The organism is Belnapia sp. AC561 (assembly GCF_979252845.1).
In genome coordinates this window covers 32,793-56,559 of the sequence record NZ_CEEDBP010000029.1, presented here as the reverse complement: position 1 = coordinate 56,559, position 23,767 = coordinate 32,793, and the positions used below count along the sequence as shown (strand labels likewise).

Annotated in this window: 17 protein-coding genes and 2 pseudogenes; 13 read left to right on the top strand and 6 right to left on the bottom strand. The window is 68.0% G+C overall.

From position 1 onward, the window contains the following. Nucleotides 1–41: 41 nt before the first annotated feature. Complete coding sequence (locus AC0IW9_RS21080; protein ID WP_471650267.1) at nucleotides 42–929, top strand: LysR family transcriptional regulator; 888 nt, start codon at nucleotides 42–44, stop codon at nucleotides 927–929. Here the strand turns inward: AC0IW9_RS21080 and AC0IW9_RS21075 are convergent. From AC0IW9_RS21075 to AC0IW9_RS21065, 3 genes are all read right to left on the bottom strand, one after another. Further along, the gene (locus tag AC0IW9_RS21075; RefSeq protein WP_471650266.1) at nucleotides 926–2,056 is read right to left on the bottom strand and encodes a CaiB/BaiF CoA transferase family protein; all 1,131 of its coding nucleotides are present in this window, start codon (nucleotides 2,054–2,056) and stop codon (nucleotides 926–928) included. The genes AC0IW9_RS21080 and AC0IW9_RS21075 overlap by 4 nt on opposite strands. Beyond that, nucleotides 2,056–3,132 carry a malate/lactate/ureidoglycolate dehydrogenase gene (locus tag AC0IW9_RS21070; RefSeq protein ID WP_471650265.1) on the bottom strand — a complete coding sequence of 359 codons (1,077 nt, stop codon included), beginning with the start codon at nucleotides 3,130–3,132 and terminating at the stop codon, nucleotides 2,056–2,058. The genes AC0IW9_RS21075 and AC0IW9_RS21070 overlap by 1 nt, the downstream gene beginning before the upstream one ends. Nucleotides 3,133–3,254: 122 nt before the next feature. Beyond that, nucleotides 3,255–4,535, bottom strand: a complete 1,281-nt coding sequence (locus tag AC0IW9_RS21065) for a DEAD/DEAH box helicase (RefSeq protein WP_471650289.1) — start codon at nucleotides 4,533–4,535, stop codon at nucleotides 3,255–3,257. Nucleotides 4,536–4,794: 259 nt separating this feature from the next. Here AC0IW9_RS21065 and AC0IW9_RS21060 point away from each other — a divergent pair, with 259 nt between their 5' ends. From AC0IW9_RS21060 to AC0IW9_RS21045, 4 genes are all read left to right on the top strand, one after another. Further along, a complete protein-coding gene (locus AC0IW9_RS21060; protein WP_471650264.1) occupies nucleotides 4,795–5,058 on the top strand; it encodes a hypothetical protein in 264 nt (87 codons plus the stop codon). 198 nt (nucleotides 5,059–5,256) lie between these two features. Beyond that, a complete protein-coding gene (locus AC0IW9_RS21055) occupies nucleotides 5,257–6,282 on the top strand; it encodes a hypothetical protein (protein WP_471650263.1) in 1,026 nt (341 codons plus the stop codon). A 119-nt stretch (nucleotides 6,283–6,401) separates the two neighbouring features. Then, the gene (locus AC0IW9_RS21050) at nucleotides 6,402–6,707 is read left to right on the top strand and encodes a cupin domain-containing protein (RefSeq protein WP_471650262.1); all 306 of its coding nucleotides are present in this window, start codon (nucleotides 6,402–6,404) and stop codon (nucleotides 6,705–6,707) included. A gap of 196 nt (nucleotides 6,708–6,903) precedes the next feature. After that, on the top strand, nucleotides 6,904–8,793 hold the full coding sequence (locus AC0IW9_RS21045) for a sensor domain-containing diguanylate cyclase (RefSeq protein WP_471650261.1): 1,890 nt from the start codon (nucleotides 6,904–6,906) through the stop codon (nucleotides 8,791–8,793). Nucleotides 8,794–9,414: 621 nt separating this feature from the next. Here AC0IW9_RS21045 and AC0IW9_RS21040 read toward each other — a convergent pair. The 3 genes and pseudogenes from AC0IW9_RS21040 to AC0IW9_RS21030 all read right to left on the bottom strand — a co-directional run. After that, nucleotides 9,415–10,110, bottom strand: coding sequence for a 4'-phosphopantetheinyl transferase family protein (locus tag AC0IW9_RS21040; RefSeq protein ID WP_471650260.1), 696 nt, complete (start codon nucleotides 10,108–10,110; stop codon nucleotides 9,415–9,417). 316 nt (nucleotides 10,111–10,426) lie between these two features. Further along, nucleotides 10,427–10,675 (bottom strand): annotated as a pseudogene (locus AC0IW9_RS21035) (transposase domain-containing protein); the annotation flags it as partial. A gap of 393 nt (nucleotides 10,676–11,068) precedes the next feature. Further along, nucleotides 11,069–12,102, bottom strand: a pseudogene (locus AC0IW9_RS21030) (IS5 family transposase); the annotation flags it as partial. Between the two features lie 1,127 nt (nucleotides 12,103–13,229). Between AC0IW9_RS21030 and AC0IW9_RS21025 the strand changes: the two are divergent. The 8 genes from AC0IW9_RS21025 to AC0IW9_RS20990 are packed head-to-tail and all read left to right on the top strand — an operon-like array spanning nucleotide 13,230 to nucleotide 23,759. Then, nucleotides 13,230–14,519 carry an exopolysaccharide biosynthesis polyprenyl glycosylphosphotransferase gene (locus tag AC0IW9_RS21025; RefSeq protein WP_471650259.1) on the top strand — a complete coding sequence of 430 codons (1,290 nt, stop codon included), beginning with the start codon at nucleotides 13,230–13,232 and terminating at the stop codon, nucleotides 14,517–14,519. Beyond that, nucleotides 14,519–15,496, top strand: coding sequence for a glycosyltransferase family 2 protein (locus tag AC0IW9_RS21020; RefSeq protein ID WP_471650258.1), 978 nt, complete (start codon nucleotides 14,519–14,521; stop codon nucleotides 15,494–15,496). The genes AC0IW9_RS21025 and AC0IW9_RS21020 overlap by 1 nt, the downstream gene beginning before the upstream one ends. A gap of 3 nt (nucleotides 15,497–15,499) precedes the next feature. Further along, complete coding sequence (locus tag AC0IW9_RS21015) at nucleotides 15,500–16,750, top strand: glycosyltransferase family 4 protein (RefSeq protein WP_471650257.1); 1,251 nt, start codon at nucleotides 15,500–15,502, stop codon at nucleotides 16,748–16,750. After that, nucleotides 16,747–18,015: a glycosyltransferase family 4 protein gene (locus AC0IW9_RS21010; protein WP_471650256.1), complete on the top strand. Its 1,269-nt coding sequence runs from the start codon at nucleotides 16,747–16,749 to the stop codon at nucleotides 18,013–18,015. The genes AC0IW9_RS21015 and AC0IW9_RS21010 overlap by 4 nt, the downstream gene beginning before the upstream one ends. A gap of 13 nt (nucleotides 18,016–18,028) precedes the next feature. Further along, on the top strand, nucleotides 18,029–19,072 hold the full coding sequence (locus tag AC0IW9_RS21005; protein WP_471650255.1) for a glycosyl hydrolase family 28-related protein: 1,044 nt from the start codon (nucleotides 18,029–18,031) through the stop codon (nucleotides 19,070–19,072). 16 nt (nucleotides 19,073–19,088) lie between these two features. Next, nucleotides 19,089–21,242, top strand: coding sequence for a GumC family protein (locus tag AC0IW9_RS21000; RefSeq protein WP_471650254.1), 2,154 nt, complete (start codon nucleotides 19,089–19,091; stop codon nucleotides 21,240–21,242). After that, on the top strand, nucleotides 21,229–22,440 hold the full coding sequence (locus AC0IW9_RS20995) for an O-antigen ligase family protein (protein ID WP_471650253.1): 1,212 nt from the start codon (nucleotides 21,229–21,231) through the stop codon (nucleotides 22,438–22,440). The genes AC0IW9_RS21000 and AC0IW9_RS20995 overlap by 14 nt, the downstream gene beginning before the upstream one ends. Then, nucleotides 22,437–23,759: a lipopolysaccharide biosynthesis protein gene (locus AC0IW9_RS20990; RefSeq protein WP_471650252.1), complete on the top strand. Its 1,323-nt coding sequence runs from the start codon at nucleotides 22,437–22,439 to the stop codon at nucleotides 23,757–23,759. Before AC0IW9_RS20995 ends, AC0IW9_RS20990 begins: the two co-directional genes overlap by 4 nt. Nucleotides 23,760–23,767: the final 8 nt, after the last annotated feature.

Below are 23,767 nucleotides of genomic sequence, written 5' to 3'. Positions count from 1 at the left end.
ATCGGCTATCGGGGACCCGGATTGCTGAACAGGAGTCCGCAATGGGCCAGTCCGACGAGATGGCGGCCTTTCTCCGCATCATCGACCGGGGCGGCTTCGCCGCGGCGGCGCGGGGCCAGCCGCTGACGCCCTCCGCCCTGTCCAAGCTGGTGCGGCGGCTGGAGGAGCGGCTGGGGGTGCGGCTGCTGACCCGCACCACGCGGCGGATCGCCCTGACCGCGGAGGGCGAGGCCTATGCCGCCCGGGCGCGCGACATCCTCGCCCTGATCGAGGCGGCGGAGGCGGAGGTGACCGCCGGGCGGGGCCGGCCGCGCGGGCATCTGCGGGTGAACACCGGCACGGCCTATGCCCGGCACCGGCTGATCCCCATCCTGCCCGGCTTCTTCGAACGCTACCCGGACATCACCCTCGACCTGTCGCTGACCGACCGGCGGGTGGATCTGGTGGAGGAGGGCGCCGACGTGGTGCTGCGGACCGGGGCGCTGGAGGACAGCTCCCTCGTGGCGCGGCGGATCGCCGGCGGGCGGCGGGTGATCTGCGCGGCGCCAAGCTATCTCGCGCGGCGCGGGCTGCCGGCGCGGCCGGAGGCGCTGCTGCGGCACGACTGCATCCTGCTGCATGGGCTGGCGCGGCTGACCGCCTGGCCGTTCCGGACGGCGGAGGGGATTGCCACGCTGCTGGTGCGCGGGCCGGTGACGACGGATAGCGCCGAGGCGCTGCGCGACCTGGCGCTGGCGGGCATGGGCATCATCCGGGTCAGCGAGTTCCTGGTGCGGGGCGCGCTGCGGGACGGGCGGCTGGTGGCGCTGCTGGAGGCGGAGCATGCCTCGGAGGAGGTGCCGGTCTGGGCCATCATGGCGCCGGGGCGGCACCGGATGCCGCGCATCCAGGCCTTCGTCGACTACGTCGCGGCGGCGGTGGGCGACTAGCCCTTGCCGAGGATCTCGGCATTGTCCTGGCCGAGGCCCGGGGCGGCGGTGCGGGGATGCGGCCGCGCCTGGTCGAAGGAGATCGGCAGGCCGACGACCTTGAGGTCGGTGCCGGGGATGCCGCGCAGCAGGTCCATGGCGGCGAGCTGCGGGGTTGCCGCCAGCTCGGCCAGGTCGTTCACCGGGGCGCAGGGGACGCCGGCCGCGGTGAAGGCCCCCATCCAGTGGTCGCGCGGCTGGGCGCGCAGCACCGGGGCGATGGCGGCGACCAGCGGGCCGCGGTTGGCGGTGCGGTCGCGGCCGGTGCGGAAGCGGGGGTCCTCGGCCCATTCCGGGTGGCCGGCGGCGCGGGCGAATTTCTGCCAGAGCCGCTGGTTGCCGGCGGCGACACACAGCGGGCGATCGGCGGTCTCGAAGGTCTGGTAGGGGACGAGGTTGGGGCTGCCGGTGCCGTGGCGCGGCGGCATGGTGCCGCTGGCGAGGTAGCCGTTGAGCGGCGTCTCAACCAGCGCCACGGCGCTTTCGAACAGCGAGGTATCGACGACGCAGCCCTGGCCGGTGGCATCGCGCTGGCGCAGCGCGGCGAGGGCGCCGATGACGCACCACATGGCCGTGGTCTTGTCGTTGATGGCGGCGCCGGCGAAGGTCGGCGGGTCATCCGGCCCGCCGGTCACGCTCATCATCGCGCCATAGGCCTGCAGCAGCGGATCGAAGCCGGGGGCGAGGCGGAGCGGACCGGTATAGCCGAAGGCCCAGATCGAGCAGTAGATCAGCCGCGGATTGGCCGCCAGCATGTCGGCCGGGCCGATGCCGAGCGACTCCACCACGCCGGGGCGGAGGTTCTGGATGAGGATGTCGGCGTCGCGCGCCAGCACCTTGAGCTGGGCGACGTCGGCGGGGGATTTCAGGTCGAGCGTGACGCCGCGCTTGCCGCGGTTGTAGGCGTGGAAGCTGAGGCCGGTCTCGCCCACCCAGGGCGGGCCCCAGAGCCGGGCGTCGTCGCCGCCGTCGGGCTTCTCGACCTTGATCACCTCGGCGCCGAGGTCGGCGAGGATGACGCCGGCGAGCGGGGCGGCGACGGCCTGGCCGACTTCGACGACCTTCAATCCGGCGAGCGGGGCGGGCATCAGGCGATCCCCGCAAGGGCGGCGAGCTCGGCGCGGGCGATGCCGACCTCGGCGGCGGCGGCGGCCAGCTCCTCCCAGGTGGCGTCGGGGACGGGGATGCCGTGGCGGAGGCGGTCGGCCTTGGTAAGCTGCTCCTGCTCTCCGGCGACCAGCACGCTGCGGTCGGGACCGGGGGCGGCGGTCTTCACGTGGGCTACCATGGCGGCGGTCTCGGCGCGGAAGGCCTCGAGGTCGCCGAAGCGGGCGGGGTCGACGACCATCGCGAACATGCCGTTGACGATGCCGCGGTCGTTCGGCGTGGCCGGCTGGTTGGTGCCGCCGCCGGTGAGCGCCCCGGCCAGGATCTCGCACATCAGCGCCAGGCCGGAGCCCTTGTGCAGGCCGAAGGGGAGGAGGGCGCCGCGCGGGCCGCCGCCGTACATCGCGCCGGGGTCGGTCGTCGGGGCGCCGGCGTGGTCGACCAGGCTGTTCTCGGGCACCTGCTTGCCGGCGGCATGCGCCACGCGGACCTTGCCGATGGCGAGGGCGCTGGTGGCGAAGTCGAGGATCAGGGTCGGCGCGCCGGGGCCGGAGGCTGGCACCGCGATGCAGATGGGGTTGGTGCCGAAGCGGGCCTCCCGCCCGCCGAAGGGGGCGACGACGGGCGGGCCGGAGACGGCGTTGACGAAGTGGAGCGAGAGCAGCCCGGCGGCCACGGCGTGGTCGCCATAGGCGCCGATGCGGCCGAGGTGGTGGGTGTTGCGCAGCGCCAGCAGGCCGACGCCGCCGGCCTTGGCCGCGGCGATGGCGAGGTCCATGGCCTGGCGGCCGACCACCTGGCCGAAGCCCATGCCGCCGTCGACCACGGTGATGGCGCCGTCCTGGCGCACCACCTCGGCGCTGGCGTTGGGGTTGAGCTTGCCGGCGAGGATGTTGAGAACGTAGCGCGGGGCGAGCTGGACGCCGTGGCTGTCATGGCCCTGCAGGTTGGCCTCCAGCAGATCCGCGGCGACGAGATGCGCGGCGGGCTCGGCGGTGCCTGCGGCCTGGAGCATCCGGGTGATCGCGGCTTGCAGCTTCGGCGCCTGGATCTGCATGGCTCTGGTGTTTCCCCCGCCCGAGTGTTGGTTGGGAGGGACGGTAGGCGGGGGGTGGCGAGGGGGTCAATCGGTGGGGGGCGAATCGGAGGCCAGCGGCCCCCGCCTCGTTTCGAGCCCGCTCAGGCCGCCTTGGCCGCCGCGCGCGCCATGAGCTTCTCCTCCTCGGTCCAGACCCGGCGCTCGCGCTTTTCCTGCGGCTTGATCTCCTTGACCGGCGCGCCGCCCAGCACGGGTGGGCGCAGGGTGGAATTCCGGGCCGCTTCCGAATGCCAGCGGTGGTCGGATCGCACGGTCAGGGTGCGGCCGATCTCACGCTCCACGTCGCGCAGCCAGGCGCGCTGCTCGGCATCGCAGAGCGTGACGGCGACGCCGCTGCGTCCCGCGCGGCCGGTGCGGCCGATGCGGTGGACGTAGCTTTCCGGCAGGCTCGGCAGGTCGTGGTTGAAGACATGCGTGACGGTATCGACGTCGATGCCGCGCGCCGCGATATCCGTCGCCACCAGGACCTGCACGGCGGCGGTGCGGAAGGCCTCCAGCGCCCGTTCCCGCTGGCCCTGCGACTTGTTGCCGTGCAGCGCCTCGGCGGTGATGCCCGCCGCGGCGATGAAGGCGCAGACCTCGTTGGCGATGTTCTTCTGCAGGGTGAAGACCACGGCCTGGCCGATGCCCGGCGTCCGCAGCAGCGCCAGCAGCGCCGCCTTCTTGTCGGCGGCATCGACGAACATGACCGATTGCTCGATCCGGTCCACGGTGGTCGAGGGCGGGTCGATCACCACCTTGGCCGGGTCGCGCAGCAGGCTTTCGGCCAGCGCGGCGATGGACTTCGGCATCGTCGCCGAGAACAGCAGGGTGTGCCGGTCCTTCGGCAGCGTCGCGACGATGCGCTCGATCGGCTTGGCGAAGCCCATGTCGAGCATCTGGTCGGCCTCGTCCAGCACCAGCGCCTCGAGCTGCGACAGGTCGCAGAGGCCCTGGTCGATCAGGTCCAGCAGCCGCCCCGGTGCGGCGACGACGATGTCGACGCCGGCCTTGAGCGCATTGACCTGGTGGAACTGGCTGACGCCGCCGAAGATCGTGGTCACGCTGGGCCGCAGGTGGCGTCCGAAGCCCTCGAAGCCGGTGGCGATCTGGGAGACCAGCTCGCGCGTCGGTGCCAGGACCAGGACGCGGGCGCCACCCTTGGGCGCCGGGCGCGGCGTGGCGGCCAGGCGATGCAGCAGCGGCAGCGCGAAGGCGGCGGTCTTGCCGGTGCCGGTCTGGGCCATGCCCAGCAGGTCGCGGCCCTGCAGCAGCAGCGGGATCGACCGGGCCTGGATCGGGGTCGGGGTGGCGTAGCCTTCCTCGGCCAGCGTGCGCAGCAGGGGGGGCGCGAGGGCGAGGTCGGCGAAATTCATGGACATGGTCAAGCGGCGCCTCCGGCGCTCGATACGGCTACGCCGATTGGGGCTTCGCTGGTTTGGGAGGCGGGCGTTTACGGGTGATGCTGCACTGCGTCAATGCGGCGGGGAGGGTGCTGGAGGCGGTTTCGCCTCGATCCGGCCAGGCCAGTTCAGCGCCGCCGAGCGTGATCCTGTTCACGCAAGCGTCTATCGCTCTGGTTGATGGTCCTCGCGCACTATCCTGGCGTGGCGCCGATCGGGTGCCGGGCCAGAGGGCGCCATGCCGAAGCACGTCATCCTAGCGAACGAGATTTCATCGCCGCAGTCCAAGCCGGCTTCGATGCGCTATTTTCTCGGCTACCGCGATCTCGGGTCACGGTACGAGCCATTGTGGACCACGGATCCCTGGAAGGCCTGCTGGATCGACGGCGCGGAAGTGGCGGTCGAAACGGCGCTGCTGGCCAGCGTCTGCCCGAACTCCCACCTGACCTCCTGGCCGCTGGATAGCGTGTCCGCCCCGCGGATCGGCTTCGGTCCGGGCTAGCATCCGCCGGCTCCGATCCCCGCCGGCTGCACTGACCTGCCGCCCGGCCGGTGGCCGGCGAGCCAGGGCTCGATCGTGGTCTCCATCTGCCGGGTCCCATGCCCTGCGGTGGCGCCGGTACGACAGCCGGTGCCTGGCCTGCGCCCGGCGAGGGCGGTGGCCGCGGCGGCGGGCAGACCCGGTGTATAAGCTGGATCCATGCGGACCTTTACCCCTTTGCGGCTCGGTGCCATCGCATTCGCTGTGGCGCTGCTTCCCGGCTGCGCATCGCGTCTGGGACCGGAACCGGGAGAGGCGGCCAGGAGTGGCTTCGATCGGGTCTGTGCGCCGGTGTCCCGGACGCGGCACTCCCTCGGAACCACGGCGGCCTTGGCGCCCGCGGCGCTCCGGTCGGCAACCGACCGGCTCACGGCGCGTGGCTTCCCGCAGGACGCCATCGACATCGCCGAGATCATCGGCGCGCTGCCATTGCTCGAGCAGTTGCTCACCGCCGAGATGGAGGCGACCCGGGGGCATGGCATGGCCGCCGAGCTCCGCCTGCTGCGCCTGCGCCTGGCGATCTCGGATCGCATCCAGCTCGCCATGCTCGATATCTCCAGCACCCTTGCCGTGATCGACTGCGAGGGGGAGCGGGGCGACGCCCTGCGGGTGAGGCTGCAGGCGGCGGAAGACCATCGGGCGCGGCGGCTGGGCCTGGCCAGCATCCTGATCGGCGCCACGACGGCGGCCCTGACGGGGGGATTGTCGCTGGGCGGCGCTTCCGTGGGCGGGGATATCGCCGGTATCGTCGGCGGCACCGCCGAGGCATCGGTGGCGACGGCGCTGCTGTTCGGGGAAACCTCCGGCATGCTGAGAACCGAGCGCAACCTGTTGCGGGAGGTATGGGAGCGTCCGCCGCGGTCCGAGCTGTTTCCGAACACGGTGTGGCGGTACCTGACCCGGCGCCCGCTGGAGGCCGCGGATCGCGCCAGCCCGGCCGAGACGGTGGCCGCCGAGTGGCGGGCGGGGGACCGGTTCGGCGCCTCGGGCTCGAGGTCCGAGGGCGCGCGCATGGCGCTGCTTTTCGGTCGCGGCGGGGCCTACACGGTCCAGGAACTGGAGATGCGGGACGCGATGCTGGACCTGCTGGAGGCGAGTATCGCGCTGATGAGCGAGGAGTTGCGAATCCTGGTCATCGCGCTGGCAGAGCGGCCTTCCTACGGAATGCCCGGCGCCGAAAGATGAGCCTGGTATGGTTGGCCTGCCCGGCGCGTGCCGGCGTGTCGCGGCGCTCGCCTGGTTGGCCGTGGGCAAAAGGTGCGGCTACGATCGTGCTGCCGCCAGGCGGTGAGAAGGGAAACGTCATGACCATGGTCGACTTCGCCGAGGCCTTCGCCCGCCTCAAGGCCGCCGGCCGCACCGAGGAAACCACCCAGTGCGACGGCGTCGCCGTCCGCCTGGTGCGGGTCGCCGGCGGCGGGGAAGGGCAGTGGGGCAGCCATGGCGACACGACCGAGACGGTCATCGTCTGGAGCGGCGACTTCACCGTCGAGTTCGCTGACGGCGCGCTTCACCTGGGGCCGGGCCAATGCTGCGTGGTGCCCGTTGATGCCCAGCACCGCGGCACATCCAAAGCGGGGGCGGAGGTCGTCCTGTTCCAGAACAGCTGACCCGACGCCGCCGCGCGATCCCGGCAAACGCAACCTGGGTGGTGGTTGACATCCTCGCCCGCCTGATGCCCCGAGCAGACGCGGGAGGGCAACGATACTCCATGAAATTACATTAAAATTTCGAAGGATTAGTATACCGTATTCACGAAACCGCGAGAATGCTGCAAGGTACCCTCAACTCAGGGGTGAGAAAGCGATGGCATATCGTAGCTGGGGTGTTCGGGCTTGGCATCCGCTCGCTCTCTCCCTGATGGTCGCCATGGGCCTTTGCAGCCTGGTTGCATTCAATCTGTTCGAGTCCCGGCGGGATAATTGGGACCGCACCAGCCAGTCCACCCGCAACCTGGCACGCGCCGTCGCCGAGGAAATCGGCCGGACCGTCGAAAGCCTGGACCTGTCGCTGCGTGGCGTCGCCGACAACAGCCGTGTGCCCGGCGTCATGGCGCTCGAGCCACGGCTGCGGGACCTGACGCTTTTCGATCGCGCCGCCACGGCCAGCAACCTCGGCTATCTCATGCTGCTGGATGCCGATGGTCAGGTCGTCGCCACCGCTCGCCCGGGCGAGGTGGATACGTCCGACTTCGCCGACCGTGTCTACTTCACGGCCCATCGCGATGATCGGACACCCACCCTTCGGGTGAGCGCACCGTTCCGCAGCCACCTCACCAGGCAATGGGTTGTCGCGTTGAGCCGGCGAGTCACCAACGCGGATGGCAGCTTCGGCGGCGTCGCCGTCGGCACGATCCGGCTCGACGCCGTCCGCGACCTTTTCGCCGCCATGGACCTTGGCGCGCATGGCTCGATCTCGCTGTTCCACGACGATGGCACGCTGGTGATGCGGGTTCCCTATCGGGCGGCCTTCATCGGCAGCGACGTCAGCGGCACCGACGTCTTCCGCCGCTCCAAGGAAACGCCGGGCGGGCAGTTCGTCGCCGTCTCCAAACTCGACGGGGTCCGGCGCCTGCATAGTCTGGCCGATGTCGGAAACGGTCCGCTGCATGTCGCCGTGTCCCTTTCGGTGGCCGAGGTCGAGGCCGGCTGGTGGCGGCATGCATGGATTATCGGCTCCACGGCATGCGTGCTGGTCGGTGTTCTGGCCCTGGCCGCCCTGGCGCTGCGGCGTGAGCTCCGCCGCCGGCAGGAGGCCGAAGCCGCGGCACGGGAGAGCGAGGCCAACTTCCGCCTGCTGGCCGAGAACTGCGGCGACATGGTGTCGCGGATCGGGCCGGACGGGGTGCGCCGCTATGTCTCGCCGGCCTCCATCCGACTACTCGGTGTGCCTCCTGCGGAGCTGGTAGGACGACGGCCGCAGGAGGAGATCCATCCGAACGACACGGCCGGTCTCGCTTTGGCGGCCGAGCGCCTGCAGCACGGTGAGGCCGAGGAGGCGACGGTTGCCTATCGTACGCGCCGCGCCGATGGCTCCTGGATCTGGGTGGAATCGACCATCCGGGTGGTCCGCGATCCGGTATCCGGCGCGCTGGATGGGCTGGTCGCCGTGTCGAGGGACGTGACGGAGCGGAAGAATGTCGAGGCGGAACTGGCCCGGCTGGCGACGGTCGACGGCCTGACCGGCGTTGCCAATCGGCGCAGCTTCGATGAGGCCCTGCAGCGCGAATGGCGCCATTGCGCCCGGACCGAACTGCCGCTGTCGGTCCTCCTGGTCGATGTCGATCACTTCAAAGCCCTGAACGACAGCCAGGGCCATCAGCGCGGCGACGAATGCCTGCGGCAGATCGGCGCCGTGCTGGGCGCCACGGTCCGCCGCGCTGGAGACCTGGCGGCCCGCTATGGGGGCGAGGAATTCACGATCCTGCTGCCGGAGACCGATGCGCCCGGGGCCGCCGCGGTTGCGGAGCGGCTACGCGCGGAGATCGAAGGCCTGGCCCTGCTGCACCCGGCCAGCGGCGTGGCGGGCGGGATCATCACCGTCAGCGTCGGCGGTGCGACGCTTTGGCCATTGCCGGGCGAGGAAACGAAGGGGCCGGCGCAGTTGCTCAGCGCCGCGGATGAAGGCCTGTACGAGGCGAAGCGCTCCGGCCGGAACCGCACCGTTCACACCAAGCCCGCCTATGCCCTGATCTAGTTTGACCTGGCGCCAGACCGCCTTGTCCGAGAGGGCCAGGCCGGAGAGGCGGCCCGCCTTGCTCAGCCCGACAAAGACTGGCAGCGCCGCATCCGAGGCGCCGCCGGTGCGATCACCGGCACCCCGGCGAAAGCCGAGCCAGGCCTCGAGCGCCCGGGCCGGGCAGAGCGCGGGCTCCTTGAGGTTGGCCCAGAGGGCGATGGCCTGGCCGGCGCCGCGCTGGTCGGTCTTCGAGCGACGGATCAGCAGGTGGAGGCCGCGCTGCGGCACCACCTCGATGTCGCCGAGCGTCAGGCCAACCGGCTCCGAGCGCCGCAGCGCCCCGGCAAAGCCCAGCAGCAGCGCCCGGTCGCGGGCGCCGAGCGGTGTATCGGACGAAGGTCGGGTCGCCAGCATCCGCCGCAGCACGTCGGGCCCGGCGGTGGCCTGCTTCGCGGGCCGGGAGCCCCTGGTGCGGGCGATGCCCTCGAGCAGCAGGACCAGGCGGGGGTGGCGGAGGCCGAGGGCGATGCCGGCGAGGCGGTGGGCGGCCTGAATGGCGGCCAGGGCCACGTGGAGGCTGGAGAAGCTGAGGCCGCGATCGGCGGCATGGACCGCGTACTGAATGACATTGCCAGGTTATTAGTATGGGCTGGGTAAATCTGCATCGCGCGCGTCTTCTCTTTTGACTGTCCAGCCGACTGCGCGCGCTGCGATAACGCCGAGAAAGCCGGATGCAGGGCAAAAGCTGGTGAACTGCCAGGATGCCGGCTCGGCAGGAGCATTATCGAGGGCGACGAGCGCTGGCAGGTTGCCTGGACCTAGAGAAACGGTGAAGGAGTCGAGCGGCATGGAAAGGCCCAGGCCCAGGGCCTTCACGAATGCCTCCTTTCGCGTCCAGGCTTCGAAAAAGGCTTTGTGCTGCAAAGCTGCGGGGAGGCGAGCGAGTGCTGTCTGCTCGGCCAGAGAGAAGTAGTGGGAAGCGAATTCAAGGGCGTTGATGTGGCGGCATCGCTCGATGTCGAGACCGATCTCAAAATTGGCCGAGACTGCAACGGAAGCGATGGTGCCGCTATGGCTGAAGCTGAAATAGGGTGCGCCCTGGTTCGCTAGCCGAGGCTTGCCATGTGGACCAGTTTCGAAAGCGAGTGACGCTGGTGCTGCGCCAAGCCACCGGCCAAGAATGGCACGCAGGCCAGCATGGGCACGCCGAAACGCCACGCGATATCGTTCTTGGGCGAAGCGTAAGGCGCGTGCCTGCTCAGCATTATCAAGCACGCTCCAATCCAACTCATCCGAACATTCGACCGACCAACACCAGAGATGAACAACCGTCATTTGATCGCGTTTGAGAATACGGAAAACATCCGATCAAACGCATACCAATGAGGAGGACTCAAAACAAGCGGCAATGCTCCTGGCAACGATGAGAGATCGTAAGTACCAACGCTTGACCATTCCCTGGCGGCGGTCGGGCACAAAAGATGTCGGCTATGGTCACCGCTCTGCCGCCGCAAGCGGCCGGGCTGAAGCGTACGCACGGGCCTGCAGCCGATGGTAAGGGTCTCGGAATCATCTGGCCATAATCAACTGCAGAACGTCATCGCCAGCCCGTAAGCGAGGATTTCGGGCCCATCTCGGCCGTGGTTGATGCTCAGCCTTGTTCGGCGGTCGTCCAGCACCAGTGCATGAGTTTGTCGATGCGGTTGTTGGGCCAGCCGTTGACGAGGCGGGTCAGCACGGCGGTGAATTAGCGCTGCGGATCGACGTCATTCAGCTTGCAGGTCTCGACCAGGGAGGCAACGGCCGCCCATGTTGCCCCGCCATCGTCGCCCGAGGCGAACAGCGCGTTTTTCCGGCTGAGGCAGATCGGCCGGATGGCGCGCTCGACGGTATTGTTATCAGGCATGTGTAGGCTCCGGTGTCCTCCGTCGGTGCTACTGTCGAGAAACCGGGATGGGCGTGCCGGGCGCACGCATGGCGGGCAGGCCCGACCAGACGATGATGCGTACGGCGGAGAGAAAGTCCGCCAATGAAGCGGCGGCGTGATGCTGCTGCGGGCAGGTAAAACCCGGCCAGTGGCAGGCGGCCTACCCTGAGGTCTCAGGGTGGGGCGCCGGGAGATGTTCGTGGTGGAGACCTGCGCGGCGGTCCGTCGGTTCGTGCTCCTCGAGGGGCATAGCCGACGGGAGGCATCCCGGGTTTTCGGGCTGAGCCGGGACACGATAGCCAAGATGCCGGTACTCCGCGCCGCCTGGGTATGTGCGGACACGGCCGGCAGACAAGCCCAAGCCGGGGGCGCTGCTGCCGGTGATCGCTGCATCCTGGAGGCGGACCGGGCTGCCCCGCCCAAGCAGCAGCACACCGCCAAGCGGCGATGCCGTGCTTTGTACAGCCCAGCCACCTTCTTGGCCCAGCCGAATGCTTCTTCGATCCGCTTGCGGATTCGCAGGCTGACCGCGTAGCCGGGGTGGCGCGTGGTGCGACCATTGATGGCGGACCGCCGCCCGCTGGTGTTTTGTGCCACGTGCGGAGTGACGTTGATCTCACGGAGTTCGGCGACGAAGTCGCGGGTATCGAAGCCCTTGTCGCCACCGAGCGTGATCGGCTGCGGCCGCTCGGCGTGGCCGGAGGCGCGGGTGGCCACCGCGCTGACGATCAGCCCGTTCCTGTTTTCCAGGAGCGCACGGCCCAGGAAGGCCAGCTTTGCCTCCTTGCCCTGGCCCATGCGGTACAGGCGGGCGTCTGGATCGGTGGTGGAGGCATGGGTGTCGTTGCCGCGCTGCTGACCGTGGAGGTCCTGCTCACCATTGCGGCCGCCATTGGGCGGCGGGCCGGAGCTATCCTTGGGCCGGAAGCTCTTGGTGCTGGCCCCGGCGTCCCGCAGCGTGCCGTCCACCGAGAAATGCTCGCTCGACAGCAGCGCGCGGACCTTGGGCTGCGCCAGAACGGCGGCCAGGAACTTGACCGCCACGTCCCCGGCCAACAGGCGGTCGCGGTTCGTGGTGACGGTGGCCGGTCCCACACCGGGTCATCGACGCCCAGGTCGACAAACCAGCGGAACAGCGGGTCGAAGTCGAGCCGCTCGACCAACTGGCGTTCCGAGTGGATCGAGTAGAACGCCTGCAGCAACAGGGCACGCAGTTGCCGCTCTGGTGGGATCGATTGCCGCCCGAACGGCGAGCACAGCGCGTCGAACGCCGAAGATAGCGTCTGCAGCGTGGCATTCGCTACGTCCAGGATGACCCGCAGCGGATGCTCGGCCCGCACCCGGTGCTCCAGATCGACATAGCGGAACAGCGATCCAGCCACCGTGTCATTGCCGCGCATGCCGCCCCCTCACCGTCGGCAAAAGCAACTCATGAAGGCCAGCCTCAGGCTACAAGTCTCAGCAGCCTGCTAGGCGGTGAGGGCGTGGGTCGACGCTTGCGCCGCTGGGAGTTCGGCTCGAACTCGCGGCGTTGTTCGGGCTAAGCCGTGAAGACCTGCTGCCATGGGAGCGTTCTCCTGGTCACGAGAGAACGCCCCACCACACTTCGGGACTGCACACCTGGTCACTGATAACTCCACCCCATTGGCATATTCCCCAATGCTTCCAAAAGCTCAAAAACCATCCGTCATTCAACTAACAGGCTAGTGCAAATAAGTTGCCCGCAATTATTTCGGCTTGTACAAGTACCTTCGAATGGAATTCCAAAGAAATCCAGAGGTTTGAAGTAACGCGACATCTTCACTACGAAGCCTTCTGCTATCACAAAATCGAGACGAAACCTGCGTTTTCCAACACAAAATAAACTAATAAGTGAAATTCATGCCGTGGCCTGGATCGATTCATAAAGATTTTCTCTGATCTAGTTTATTTTTAAGCGCATATATAACCTTGAGTTTAATATTGTCTGTTCATATCTGGTAGCGATCTCAAACCTGTGAGATGACCAAGCCGAACTTGAGTGCGAATAATTCGCTCGCAGTAAAGCAAAAGATCGTCTTTTAGTGTGAAGTAGAAATACAGTATCGTGTTTTAGAACAGTAAAGACTTTTGTTGTGCGGCTTTATATTTCATATGAACTTATATTTATATGAGTATTACGCCAGCAATTTATTTTTTCCTGTTTTTAGTGAATGTCGAAATATTTTATATGTAATATCTAATGATGAATAAAAATAATTATTGTTTTTTCAATAAAAAACAGCGCTGTGGAATACTGTGAGGGACACTTACTATGCGGCGGCGTTGCGAAAATGACTTTGTTGCTCCTTTAGATGTGACTATGGAAGCGGAGACAACCAAGTTTTCGACTCCACCTCCAATCACTTCTTGTGATGCGACGTCCCGCACTCCCCGTTTCTCGACGTTTATACTTCTTCTGGAGGCGACCGACGTCGCCACCCTTTGGAGTTATGCTATTGCCTCTCAGGGCTTGTTCCGCCATGGGGGCGGCGGACACCCTGCCGTAGTGATCATCGGCTCAGGGCTGATGGCACTGGCGATGGTTCTTGGCTTTCGCAGCCTCGATCTCTACGCGGCATCCCGCATACTTAATCTGCGCCTGAGTATTGTACCGCTGGGATTTGCCGCTGTACTGGCCGGCGGGGCGCTGACCATGCCGGTCATTGCGCAGGCAGGTGTATCATCGGGGCATGCGATGACCTCGGCTTGGTTGTCGGTTGGCTGCTTCGTCATCCTACTACTCAACCGGTGTATCTGCCGGGTTGCACCGCGCCTCTTTAAACTGCGCAATCCCTTCGCCTCGACATATGTCGTCGTAGGCTTGGCGCACGAGGACCCGGCCATCGTCGAAACGCTACGGCGTGACCCACGGCGCTACCGGTTGGCCGGTACGCTGTTACTCGACGAGCGAGCGTACGAGGCTGCCAACAGCTTAAGCCAGATGGCGCGGCAGCGGCTTCACCGTTTGCTGGCTCAGCAGCCCATCGATGCTGTCATCATCGCCGTCCCGCTCCACCTATCGGCGACGATCCGTGGCATAGCCGAGACAGCGCGCTGTTATCCCGTGCGCGTGCTTCTCTCCCTGGCCGAGACCATACCACAAGGCTTTGGTCCCCGTAGCGCCCCGCTCTGCGAAGTGGATGGACATGTGCTGGCGCCAATCGTCAGCCGCCCGCTTGCCGGTTGGGCATGGATTGCCAAGGATATCACCGACCGCACGCTTGCACTGATGCTGCTGGCACTCATCGCGCCAGGCCTCATGATCATCGCAATAAGCATACGCTGCAGCAGCCCGGGACCCGTCCTTTTCCGTCAAACCCGTCAAGGCTACGGCAACCGCCGCTTCGAGATCCTCAAGTTTCGTACCATGCATCACCGGCCGCGTTCAGCGGACCTTGGGCTGCCACTGACGCTCACCAGTAAAAACGACCCGCGCACATTCACCTTCGGCCGCCTGTTGCGGCGTTGCAGTCTCGATGAACTGCCGCAACTGCTCAACGTGGTCATGGGCGACATGTGGCTGGTCGGACCGCGGCCGCATTCGCCGCTCGCCTGCGCGTCTGGAACCCCCTATGTCGAAGCGGTTGAAGGCTATGCCGCACGCCATCGGCTGAAGCCCGGCATCACCGGCTGGGCGCAAGTGAATGGTTGGCGTGGACCAACCGATACGCTCGAACAAATTGTTCGCCGCGTGCAGCATGACATGCATTATGTGGAGAACTGGTCGCCGCTGCTCGACCTCCGTATTCTGCTCGCCACGGTCCGATCGGGCTTCAGCGGGGAGAATGCGTTCTGATGGCGCAGCTTCATCCCGCTGGTGCTGCCGCACCGCTGCACGTGACCGTCGTGGTCCCGACGCTGAACGCAGCGCTGCATGCTGCGATGCAACTTCCTGCACTCGCTGCGCAGACTCGCCGGCCAGACCAAATACTGGTGCTGGACTCCGAGTCTGATGACGACACGGTGGCGCTCTACGGATCGCAAGGCTGCCGTGTGCAGGGCGTGCGCCGTGCGCAGTTCGATCATGGCGCAACGCGCAACATGGGCGTGTCCCTCGCCGGGCCGACGGACATCCTCGTCTATATGACGCAGGATGCGTTGCCGGAGCCGGATGCGATCGAGCGCATCCTGACGCCGTTCGACGATCCGGCGGTCGGCCTCGCCTGCGGGCGGCAGCTGCCGCGGCCGAATGCGGGTCCGCTGGAGCGGCATGCCCGCTACTACAACTATCCCGGCAACAGCTCCTTCCGCGACATCCAGCGGGCCCGGAGGGCTGGGGTCAAGGCGGTGTTCAGCTCGAACTCCTTCGCTGCCTACCGTGCCGTCGCACTGCGCGGCGTCGGCGGCTTCCCCAATCGGATCATCATGGGCGAGGACCAGGTCGTAGCAGGCCGCATGCTTCTGCACGGCTGGACAATCGCATATGTCGGCGAAGCAAAGGTGGTGCATTCGCACGGCTATACGGTCCGCCAAGAATTCCAGCGCTACTTCGACATCGGCGTGTTCCACGCTCAATACCGCAACCTGATGGATGTCTTCGGCCGGGCGGAAGGCGAGGGTCTACGCTTCGTCGTGTCGGAACTCGGCTATCTCGCGCGGCAGGCACCCCACCGCATGCCGGAGGCCATGCTTCGCACCGCGGCCAAGCTGCTCGCATACCATCTTGGCAATCGCGAAGCGGCGCTGCCGATCAGCATCAAGCGCCGGCTGGCCATGCATGGCAGCTTCTTCGACGCACCTCGGCTTGCGCCGCTCAACTCGTTGGATGAATAGGCCATGCCGGACACGAAGCGTATCCTCCTCGTCAATAATTTCTATGCGCCGCATGTGGTGGGCGGCGCCGAAATCGTCGTACAGAACCTAGCGGGCTGGCTCGCAGCCGAAGGCCATGACGTGATGGTCGTGGCGACCTGTGGGCCAGGCCAGAATGAGGCACCCGATCGCAGCCCCGGAGGCGTTCGGGTTGTGCGCTTTTTTCCCACCAATCTCTGGTGGAATTACGAACGCTTCCAGTCCGGTGACAGTCGCGGTGCGGTTCGGCGACTGATATGGAACCTGCGTGACCAGTGGAACTTCGATACCCTGCAGCGCTTCGATGCCATCCTCCGGGACTTCGCGCCGGATGTCGTCCATACGCACAACCTCAAGGGGTTTTCGCCCGCGGTCTGGACCGCGGCGCGACAGCACGGTGTGCCGATCCTGCACACGGCGCATGATTATCATCTAATCTGCAACCGCGGCGTCATGCTGCGCGGCGTTGCCGCCTGCGCCACCCGTTGCACGAGCTGCTGGGCAGGCAGCCTGCCGCGGCGGATGCTGGCCCACGCAGTGGACGCCCTGGTTGCACCCTCGCACTTCGTGCTCGACCGGCATCTCGAAGCGAGCGTGGCAGGGCGGAGCGGGAGCCACGTCATCCGCAACGGCATCCATGGCGCTCTAGGACGGAAGCGGCGTCGGGCCGGGCCGTTGCGGCTGCTGTTCCTCGGTCAGGTGCGGCGGGAGAAGGGGGCGGAACTGCTGGGCGAGATGCTGGCCAAGCTGCCGCGCGGTGCGGCCGTACTGGAGGTGGCGGGTACCGGCGCCGCCCTGCCGATGCTGGAGGCCCTGGCGGCCCGCGACGAGCGGATCACCCTCAGCGGGTTTCTCTCGGGAGCGGCCAAGCAAGCGGCGCTGGAGCGGGCGGATGTCCTGCTATTTCCGTCGCTGTGGGCGGAGAATGCGCCGCTCTCGCTGGCCGAGGGGATGCGGGCGGGGTTGCCGGCGATCGCCTCGGCAATCGGAGCGGTCCCGGAATTCGTGGCCGCCGGGCGCACTGGCCTGCTGGTGCCGCCGGGGGATGCGCAGGCCATGGCCCAGGCGGTGATCCGGCTCGCAGAAGAGGATGGGCTGCTCGAGCTCCTGTCGGAGGGCGCGCGGTCGGCCTCCCGGGCATTGACCGTGGAGGTGATGGGCCAGGCCTATGCCTCGCTCTACGACGAGGTCCTAGCGGCGGCAGCGGCGCGGTATCGTGCGGTGCCAGCAGCATGAGCCTTTCCTTTGAGCGCCGGCGGACCGAGGCGACGGCGGGACGGGGCCGGCGCGTTCTCTGGACTTCGCCCTACTTCCCCTGGCCTGCGAACAACGGTGGCATGACGCGGCAATACGGGCTGCTGCGCAGCTTGGCGGCGCTCGGCCATCGCATCACCCTGCTGGCATTGGCGCGGGAGATGCCGACCCAGGCGGCGATCGACCACCTTGCTGGCTTCCTCGAGCAAGTCATCGTTGTGCCGCGCCGGGCACGAACCAGCGTGGCGACGCTGCTGGCGGCCATGGCCTCGCTCGACCGACCCGCAGTTGCCACGGTGAACGGCTGCAACGCCGACTATGCCCGGCATTTCGCGAGGCTGCTGGCAGCCGGCGGCTGGGACCTCGTGCAGGTCGAGCACAGTTACAGCGTCGAGCCGCTGCAGGCGGCTCTGGCAGCGGCGCGGACGCCCTGGTTGCTCACCGAGCACAATGTCGAGTCCCGCCTGGTGTCGCTGCAATATGCGCAGCTGCCCGCTCCGCTGCGCGTCCTCGCCCGGCTCGACCGGCTCCGGGCGGAGCGATGGGAACGGCAGGTCCTGCGCAGGGCGGATTGCATCGTCGCGGTGACGCCGCAGGATGAGGCCGCATTCATCGCACTGGGTGCCCGGCGGACGGCGGTGGTTCCGAACTGCGTTGATACGGCGACCTTCGCCGTGGGGCGGCCGGTTGCGGCGGAACGGCGGCTCGTCTTCCTCGGCAACTATAATTACGCACCCAACCGCGACGCGGTGATGTGGCTGGCCGAGACCATCATGCCACTGATCTGGCGGGCGGAACCGGGGGTGCGGCTGCGCCTCTGCGGCAGTTCAATGCCGGTCGCCTGGGCGGCGCGCTGGCCGGACCCTAGGCTGGAATGGGTCGGCTACACGCCGAGCGTCCTATCGGCGCATGCGGAGGCGAGCGCTTTCATTGCCCCGCTCCGCGCCGGTGGCGGATCAAAGCTGAAGGTGCTGGAAGCGATGGCCTCCGGCCTGCCGGTCATCGGCACGCCACAGGCCGTCTCCGGGCTTGAGGTGTCGGTTGGCGAAAACTTCGTTGGCGGAACTGAAAGGGCCGAGGACATCGCCGCCGCAGCGGTCAAGGTGCTGCGCGATCCGGCCCTGGCGGCGCGGATCGGCGAGCAGGGACGGCGCTACGTGGCGCGGCACCATAACTGGTCGGCGGCAGCGGCGATCCTTGAAGCGCAATGGGAGCGGCTCTCTGCATCGGCGGTGATGCATGCTTGACCGGCGAAGATTGATGCTGACGGGTGCCATGGGGACGGCGGCGCCGGACGTGCGGCAAGTTGCCGACCTGCGCACACTGGGCGCGGTCGGCGACGGTCGGGCGGATGATACGCCGGCGCTGGCCCGCGCCCTGGCGACCGCGGCCGAGCAGGGAGGCGGGGCAATCACCCTGCCGCCCGGCATCTACTCTATCCGGCCAAACCGGCTGCGGCTGCCACAGAACACCTCGCTGATCGGCATGGGGAGGGCCTCGGTGCTCCGCCGGACGGGACCAGGGACCTTGCTCGATGTCAGCGGGAGCTCGACCGAGCAGCGCGTCGGTGGTTGCCTGCTCCGCGACCTGGTGCTCGATGGCAACAGCGAGGCCGGGACGCTGCTGCGGGCCTGGCATACGCATGACCTGGTGCTGGAGAATGTCTGGCACCGCAACAACGCCGGCCTCGGCCTGGACGGCGCCGAACTATGGGACAGCCGTTTCACCAACTGCACCTGGGACTGGTGCTCCGGCGCCGATGGCCGCAGCCCCGCCATATTGCTGCGCGATCGGCCAGGACGCGACGGCCCGGGCGGCGACAACAGCAACGCACTTTATTTCGTCAATTGCCGCTGGGAGTCGTTCCGCGACGGGGCGCTCTGGTTCGCGCAGATCGGTCGCTCGGCGAACAGCCAAGTCTACCTGGTCAATTGCAAGATGGAGTCGAGCTACGTCCGCGGGCCCTTCCTGCGGATTGCACCGGCCACCCGCAACGTGATCGTGCAGAACCTCTATCTCTGCGGCAACGCTTTCGACCAGGGCACGGCAGTGCCGGTCGATCTGGTGCAGCTCAACGCGCAGTCGCTGGCACGGCTGGAAAACCTGTGCGTCTGGCTGAATGCGCCGGTGGCGCGGACGGTTGTCCGCTCGGATGTCGGGCATGTCTCCTGCGCCATCGAGAATGTCTGGGTCGATGGCTCCGTGGCGCCGACGGTTGCCATCGTCGAGCATATCGGTGCCGTCAAGGCGCAGACGACGCGTATCGGCTTCCTCGGAAAGGCATCGGGCATTGCAGAACGTTGAGGTCGAGAGCGCGCGCATGAGGGGACCCCTCGTCCTCGATGCCGTCCCGTCCGTACCGGGAATCGGACAGCGACTGCGGCGGCATCCCTGGCGCATCCTGCTGATCAGCGGGATCACCTTCGCCATTGCCGCCGCGGTGGTGCTGAACCTGCGTCCGGTCTACCGCTCCGAGGCTACCCTGCTGCTGGAGGAGCGGCAGGCGCGGGTCCTCAGCTCCGAGCAGGTGCTGCCCCAGATGGCGAGCGATGCGGAGGCGGTGCTGACCGAGGTGCGGGTGCTGCTCTCCCGCACCCTCGCGCAGGAAACGGTGGATGCGCTCGATCTCGTGCATCAGCCGGAATTCAATCCGGCGCTCGAGGAGCCGACCTTCGTCAGCAAGGCGAAGAAACTGGTCCGGTCCATGATCGGATCCACCGATCCTGACGACAAGGCAACCGGGCCGGAGGCAGTGCGGGCACGGGCCGTCGACATCCTGCTCAAATCGCTCAGGGTGCAGCCCATCGACCGCAGCCGTGCCGTCTCCGTCGCCATCACCGGGCGTGAACCGGCGCTGACGGCCGCCATCGTCAACACCCATACGCGGCGCTACCTGGAAGGCCAGGTGGAACGCAAGGTGACGGCGACCCGGCGAGCGCAGGGATTCCTCGAGACCCAGGTGGCCGAGCTGCGCCAGCGTGTACAGGCGGCCGAGGCGAAGGTTGAAATCTTCCGGAACACCAACGGCCTGCTGCGGGTGGGCAGTGGCGGTTCGCTGGCGGCACAGCAGCTCGCCGAGGTATCGGACCAGCTGATGGTGGCGCGCTCGAAGCTCGCCGATGCGCGATCCCGGGTGGAGCAGGCGGAGGACCCGCGGCGCAACATGGCCTTGCCCGAGGTGGTCAACAATCTGCTCGTCACGCGGCTACGCGAGCAGGAGGCGCAGCTGCGCCGGGAGTTGACGCAATCGGCAGCGACGCTCGGCCGGCAGCATCCGCAGGTGGTCCAGCTGCAGGCGGCCATCCTGGACCTCCAACTGCGGATCGGCCAAGAGATCGGCAAGGTCGGCGAAGCGCTGCGGTCCGAGCTGGCGGTGCTGGACCGGAACGGCGAGAGTCTGGAGGCCCGCTACGTGACGCTGCGCCAGCAGACGGAGCGAGCCAATTCCGACGACGTGGAAGCCAGGGCGTTGGCGCGTGAGGCCGAGGCGGAGCGCAACCTCCTGCAGGCGTTGCTGGCACGGCGGCAGGAGGTGAGCGCGAGCCTTGCCCTGCTGCAGCCGGATGCGCGGGTGATCTCCGCGGCCGACCGACCGCTGACGCCGATCTTTCCGCGCACGCTGCTCTTCCTCGCCGTCGCGGCCTTTGCCTCTCTCTCGCTCGGCTGCGGCGCGGCGCTTCTGCCGCAGCGGCGGAGCCTCGGCTTCAAGAGCATGGACGACATCGCACCACAGCTTGGCACTCGGGCACTCGGCCTGGTGCCGGCGGTGCGGCGGGCGGCGCGGTCGCCGGACTATCTGCTGCGGCGGCCGGAATCGGCCTATGCGGAATCGATCCGCAACATCCTCACCAACCTGTTGCTGAGCGAGGCACGGCCGTCCTCCATCGCCGTCACCTCGGCATTGCCGGACGAGGGCAAGAGCTCGGTCTCGCTGGCTCTGGCCCAGATGTCGGCGCGGTCCGGTCTGCGCACCCTGCTGGTCGACGGCGACATGCGCCGGCCCTCGCTGCACCGGACGCTCGGGCTGCGCGAGGGGCCGGGCCTCCGCGAACTGCTGAGCGGCGCTGCCCGCTCCGCGGAGGTGGTGCAGTGGCACGAGGCGTCCAAGCTCTCGGTGGTGCCGGCGGGCAGAGCGGGCGAGGACATCGCAGCACTTCTGGTCAGCGGCGCGATGCAACGGCAGCTGGCCCTGTGGGAGGGGGAGTTCGACCTCGTCATCCTCGACACCTCGCCGCTCGCCGCCGTCGCCGATGCGAGGCTGACGGCGCGGTCCTGCAGTGTGGTCGTCTTCGTCGCCCTCTGGGACCGGACGCGGCGCAACTTGATCCAGGCCGAACTCAATCGGTTGCGCGAGCTGGGCGCGCGGATCGCCGGCGTCGTCCTGACCCGGGTGAACGCCAATAGCCATGCCCGGGACGGCTACAGCGACAGCGGCTATTTTGCCTCCTACGGACGCGCCTATGTCCGCGACTAGCGGCACACTCCCGGTCGCCGACCGACGCTGGTGGCTGGCTGTGGCCTTCGGCTGGGCGGTGCTGGTAGCATTCCCGGCGCTGCTGCCCGGTGCGCCGGGCGGGGTACGGACGAGCGAACTCGCGGCCGTGCTCGCGCTGACGGGACTCGGCATGTCGGCGCTGTGGGGGCAGCTGCCGCCGCCCGGGCCGCGGCCGGCCGGCATCGCCTTTCTGCTCTGCCTGCCCTGGATCGGCGCGGAGCTGGTCGCCACCACCATGCAGGACTACGACCGCCCGGCGCAGATGATGCTGGTGCGCTGGGTGATGAGCCTCGCCTCCGGCTATGCACTGGCGGCGCTGATGGGGTGGCCGGAGGCACGGCGGCCGGTCAGCCTCGGCCTGCTGGCCGGACTGCTGCTCTCCCTCGGCAGCATCGTGCTCGACCATGTCACCTTCGACCCGGCGCATGCCGACTTCACCGCGGTGGAGCTCGAGCAATTCGTCTGGGTCAATGGCGTCTACCGGGCGACGGGCATCTTCAGCCATCCGAATGCGGCAGCCGGCACGGTGCTGCTGGCGGTGCCTCTGGTGATCGGCCTGGTGGAGGAGCGCCTGCTGCCGCGGCTCGGCCTGCTGCTGGCGGTCGGCGTGATCGGCGGCGTCTTCCTCATCACCCAGACCCGCGGGCCAACCGCATTTGCCGTCCTGCTGCTGCTGCTGCACCTGGTCCGGCGGGGCGCGGCGATGCGCCGAGCGCTCGCCTTCGGGGGTGTGGCGCTGCTGCTGCTGCTGCTGGCCGACCCGCTGCAGTCGCCCGGTCAGGGTTCGATGATGCAGCGGCTGATGGACGCCGACAACATCCAGGCCGGCGCCAGCGACCGGATCGACACCGTGCTGGCCTCGCTGGAACTCGCCCTGTCCCATCCGCTCGGGCTCGGCTCGGCCTATGTGGCCGAGCTTGAGGCGCGGACCGGGTTCAGCGCGACGCATAACGGTATCCTGCAGCTGGCGCTGACCGGGGGGCTGCCGATCGCCATTCTTGTCGTGGCGATGCTGACGCGACATGCCGGCATGCTGCTGCGGCGACCTGCGCCGGTCGAGGCCTGGACCGCCGCCTACCTGATCGGCGCGCTGCTCTTCGAGAACCAGTTCTTCGTGCCGACCTTCGCCGTGCTGACGATCTGGCTGCTCTGGCTGCCGCGGCGTGCCGCAGCATGAACCTGGGCGCGATCTTCGGGCGGATACGGCTTGGCGGTGCCCTTCGGCTGGCGCGGGGCACGGTGCTGGCGCAGCTCGTGACCCTGGCGGCGGTGCCGCTGCTCGCGCGGATCTTCCCGGCGGAGGCCTTCGGCTTGTTCGGCTTCGCCAGCACCGCGGCGGCAGCGCTCTCGGTCGTGGTGACGCTGCGCTACGACCAGGGCATCCTCCCGGCGAAGCATCCGAAGGAGGCGGCGGCCTGTGCCATCCTGGCATTGATGGCCGCGGCGGGCTTCTGCGCGGCCTTCGAACTGGGGCTGGCACTGGCGGGGACGCACCTCGAGGCTTGGGTCAGCCCTGGTGGTCTCGCGGCCATCGCCTGGATGGTACCGATCAGCATGGCGCTGCAGGCCTGGACGCTGGTCGCCGTGCAGTGGGGGCTGCGGCAGCATCGGGACGACGCGGTGGCAGGGTTCTACCTGGTGCGTGCCATGGCCATGACGGGGCTGCAGGTCGCGGGCGGGCTGCTCGGCGGCGGTGCGGCGGCGCTGCTGGCCGGACAGATGCTGGGCTCCCTCGCCGGACTGGTGGCGCTGTTCGGACGGGTTCGACCGCCACGGCTCGAAGCCGCGGCGGGGCCGCGGATCGCGCAGTTGCAGGACGCGGCCTGGGCCCAGCGCCACCTGGCCTTCTTCGGCGCCCCACGGATGATCCTCGAGGCGGCAGGCAAGATCGCCATGATCGGGCTGATCTCGGCGCTCTTCGGCGCGCGCGATGCCGGGCTCTACTGGATGGCGGTACGGGTGCTCGCCGTCCCGGCCGCATTCGCCGACGAACCGGTGCGGCAGGCGACGTTCCGCGCCACGGCTGAGGCGCGGCGCACCGGTGAGGCGGCCGCGCGGCCGGTGGTGCTTGCCATTCTGGCGCTTGGCCTGGCCTCGCTGCTCGGCATCGGCATCCTGCATGTGGCCGGCGACAAGTTGGTGGCGATCGTGCTCGGCGAGCAATGGATTGCGGTCGGGCCCACCTTACGCCTGCTGTCGATTTGCGCCGCGGCGGGGATGACGTCGATCCCGCTCAGCGGGCTTGCCGTGGTGCTGGGTTGCCAGCGCCAGCATCTCGGCTTCGAGGCGGTGCTGCAGGCGGGGCGGCTCGGCTGCCTCTGGCTCGGCTATTCCGCGGGAAGCTTCCTCGTCGCCCTTCAGGCCCTGGCGGTGCTGGAGACGCTCTACGTCGCCGCCCTCGCTTGGTTCCTGCTGAGCCGGGACGGGGTGGCACGACGGCGGCCGATGGCCTTGCCGGGCCCCGCCGGGGCCAGCGCGGGGTCCAATACCGAATGAACGCGGAC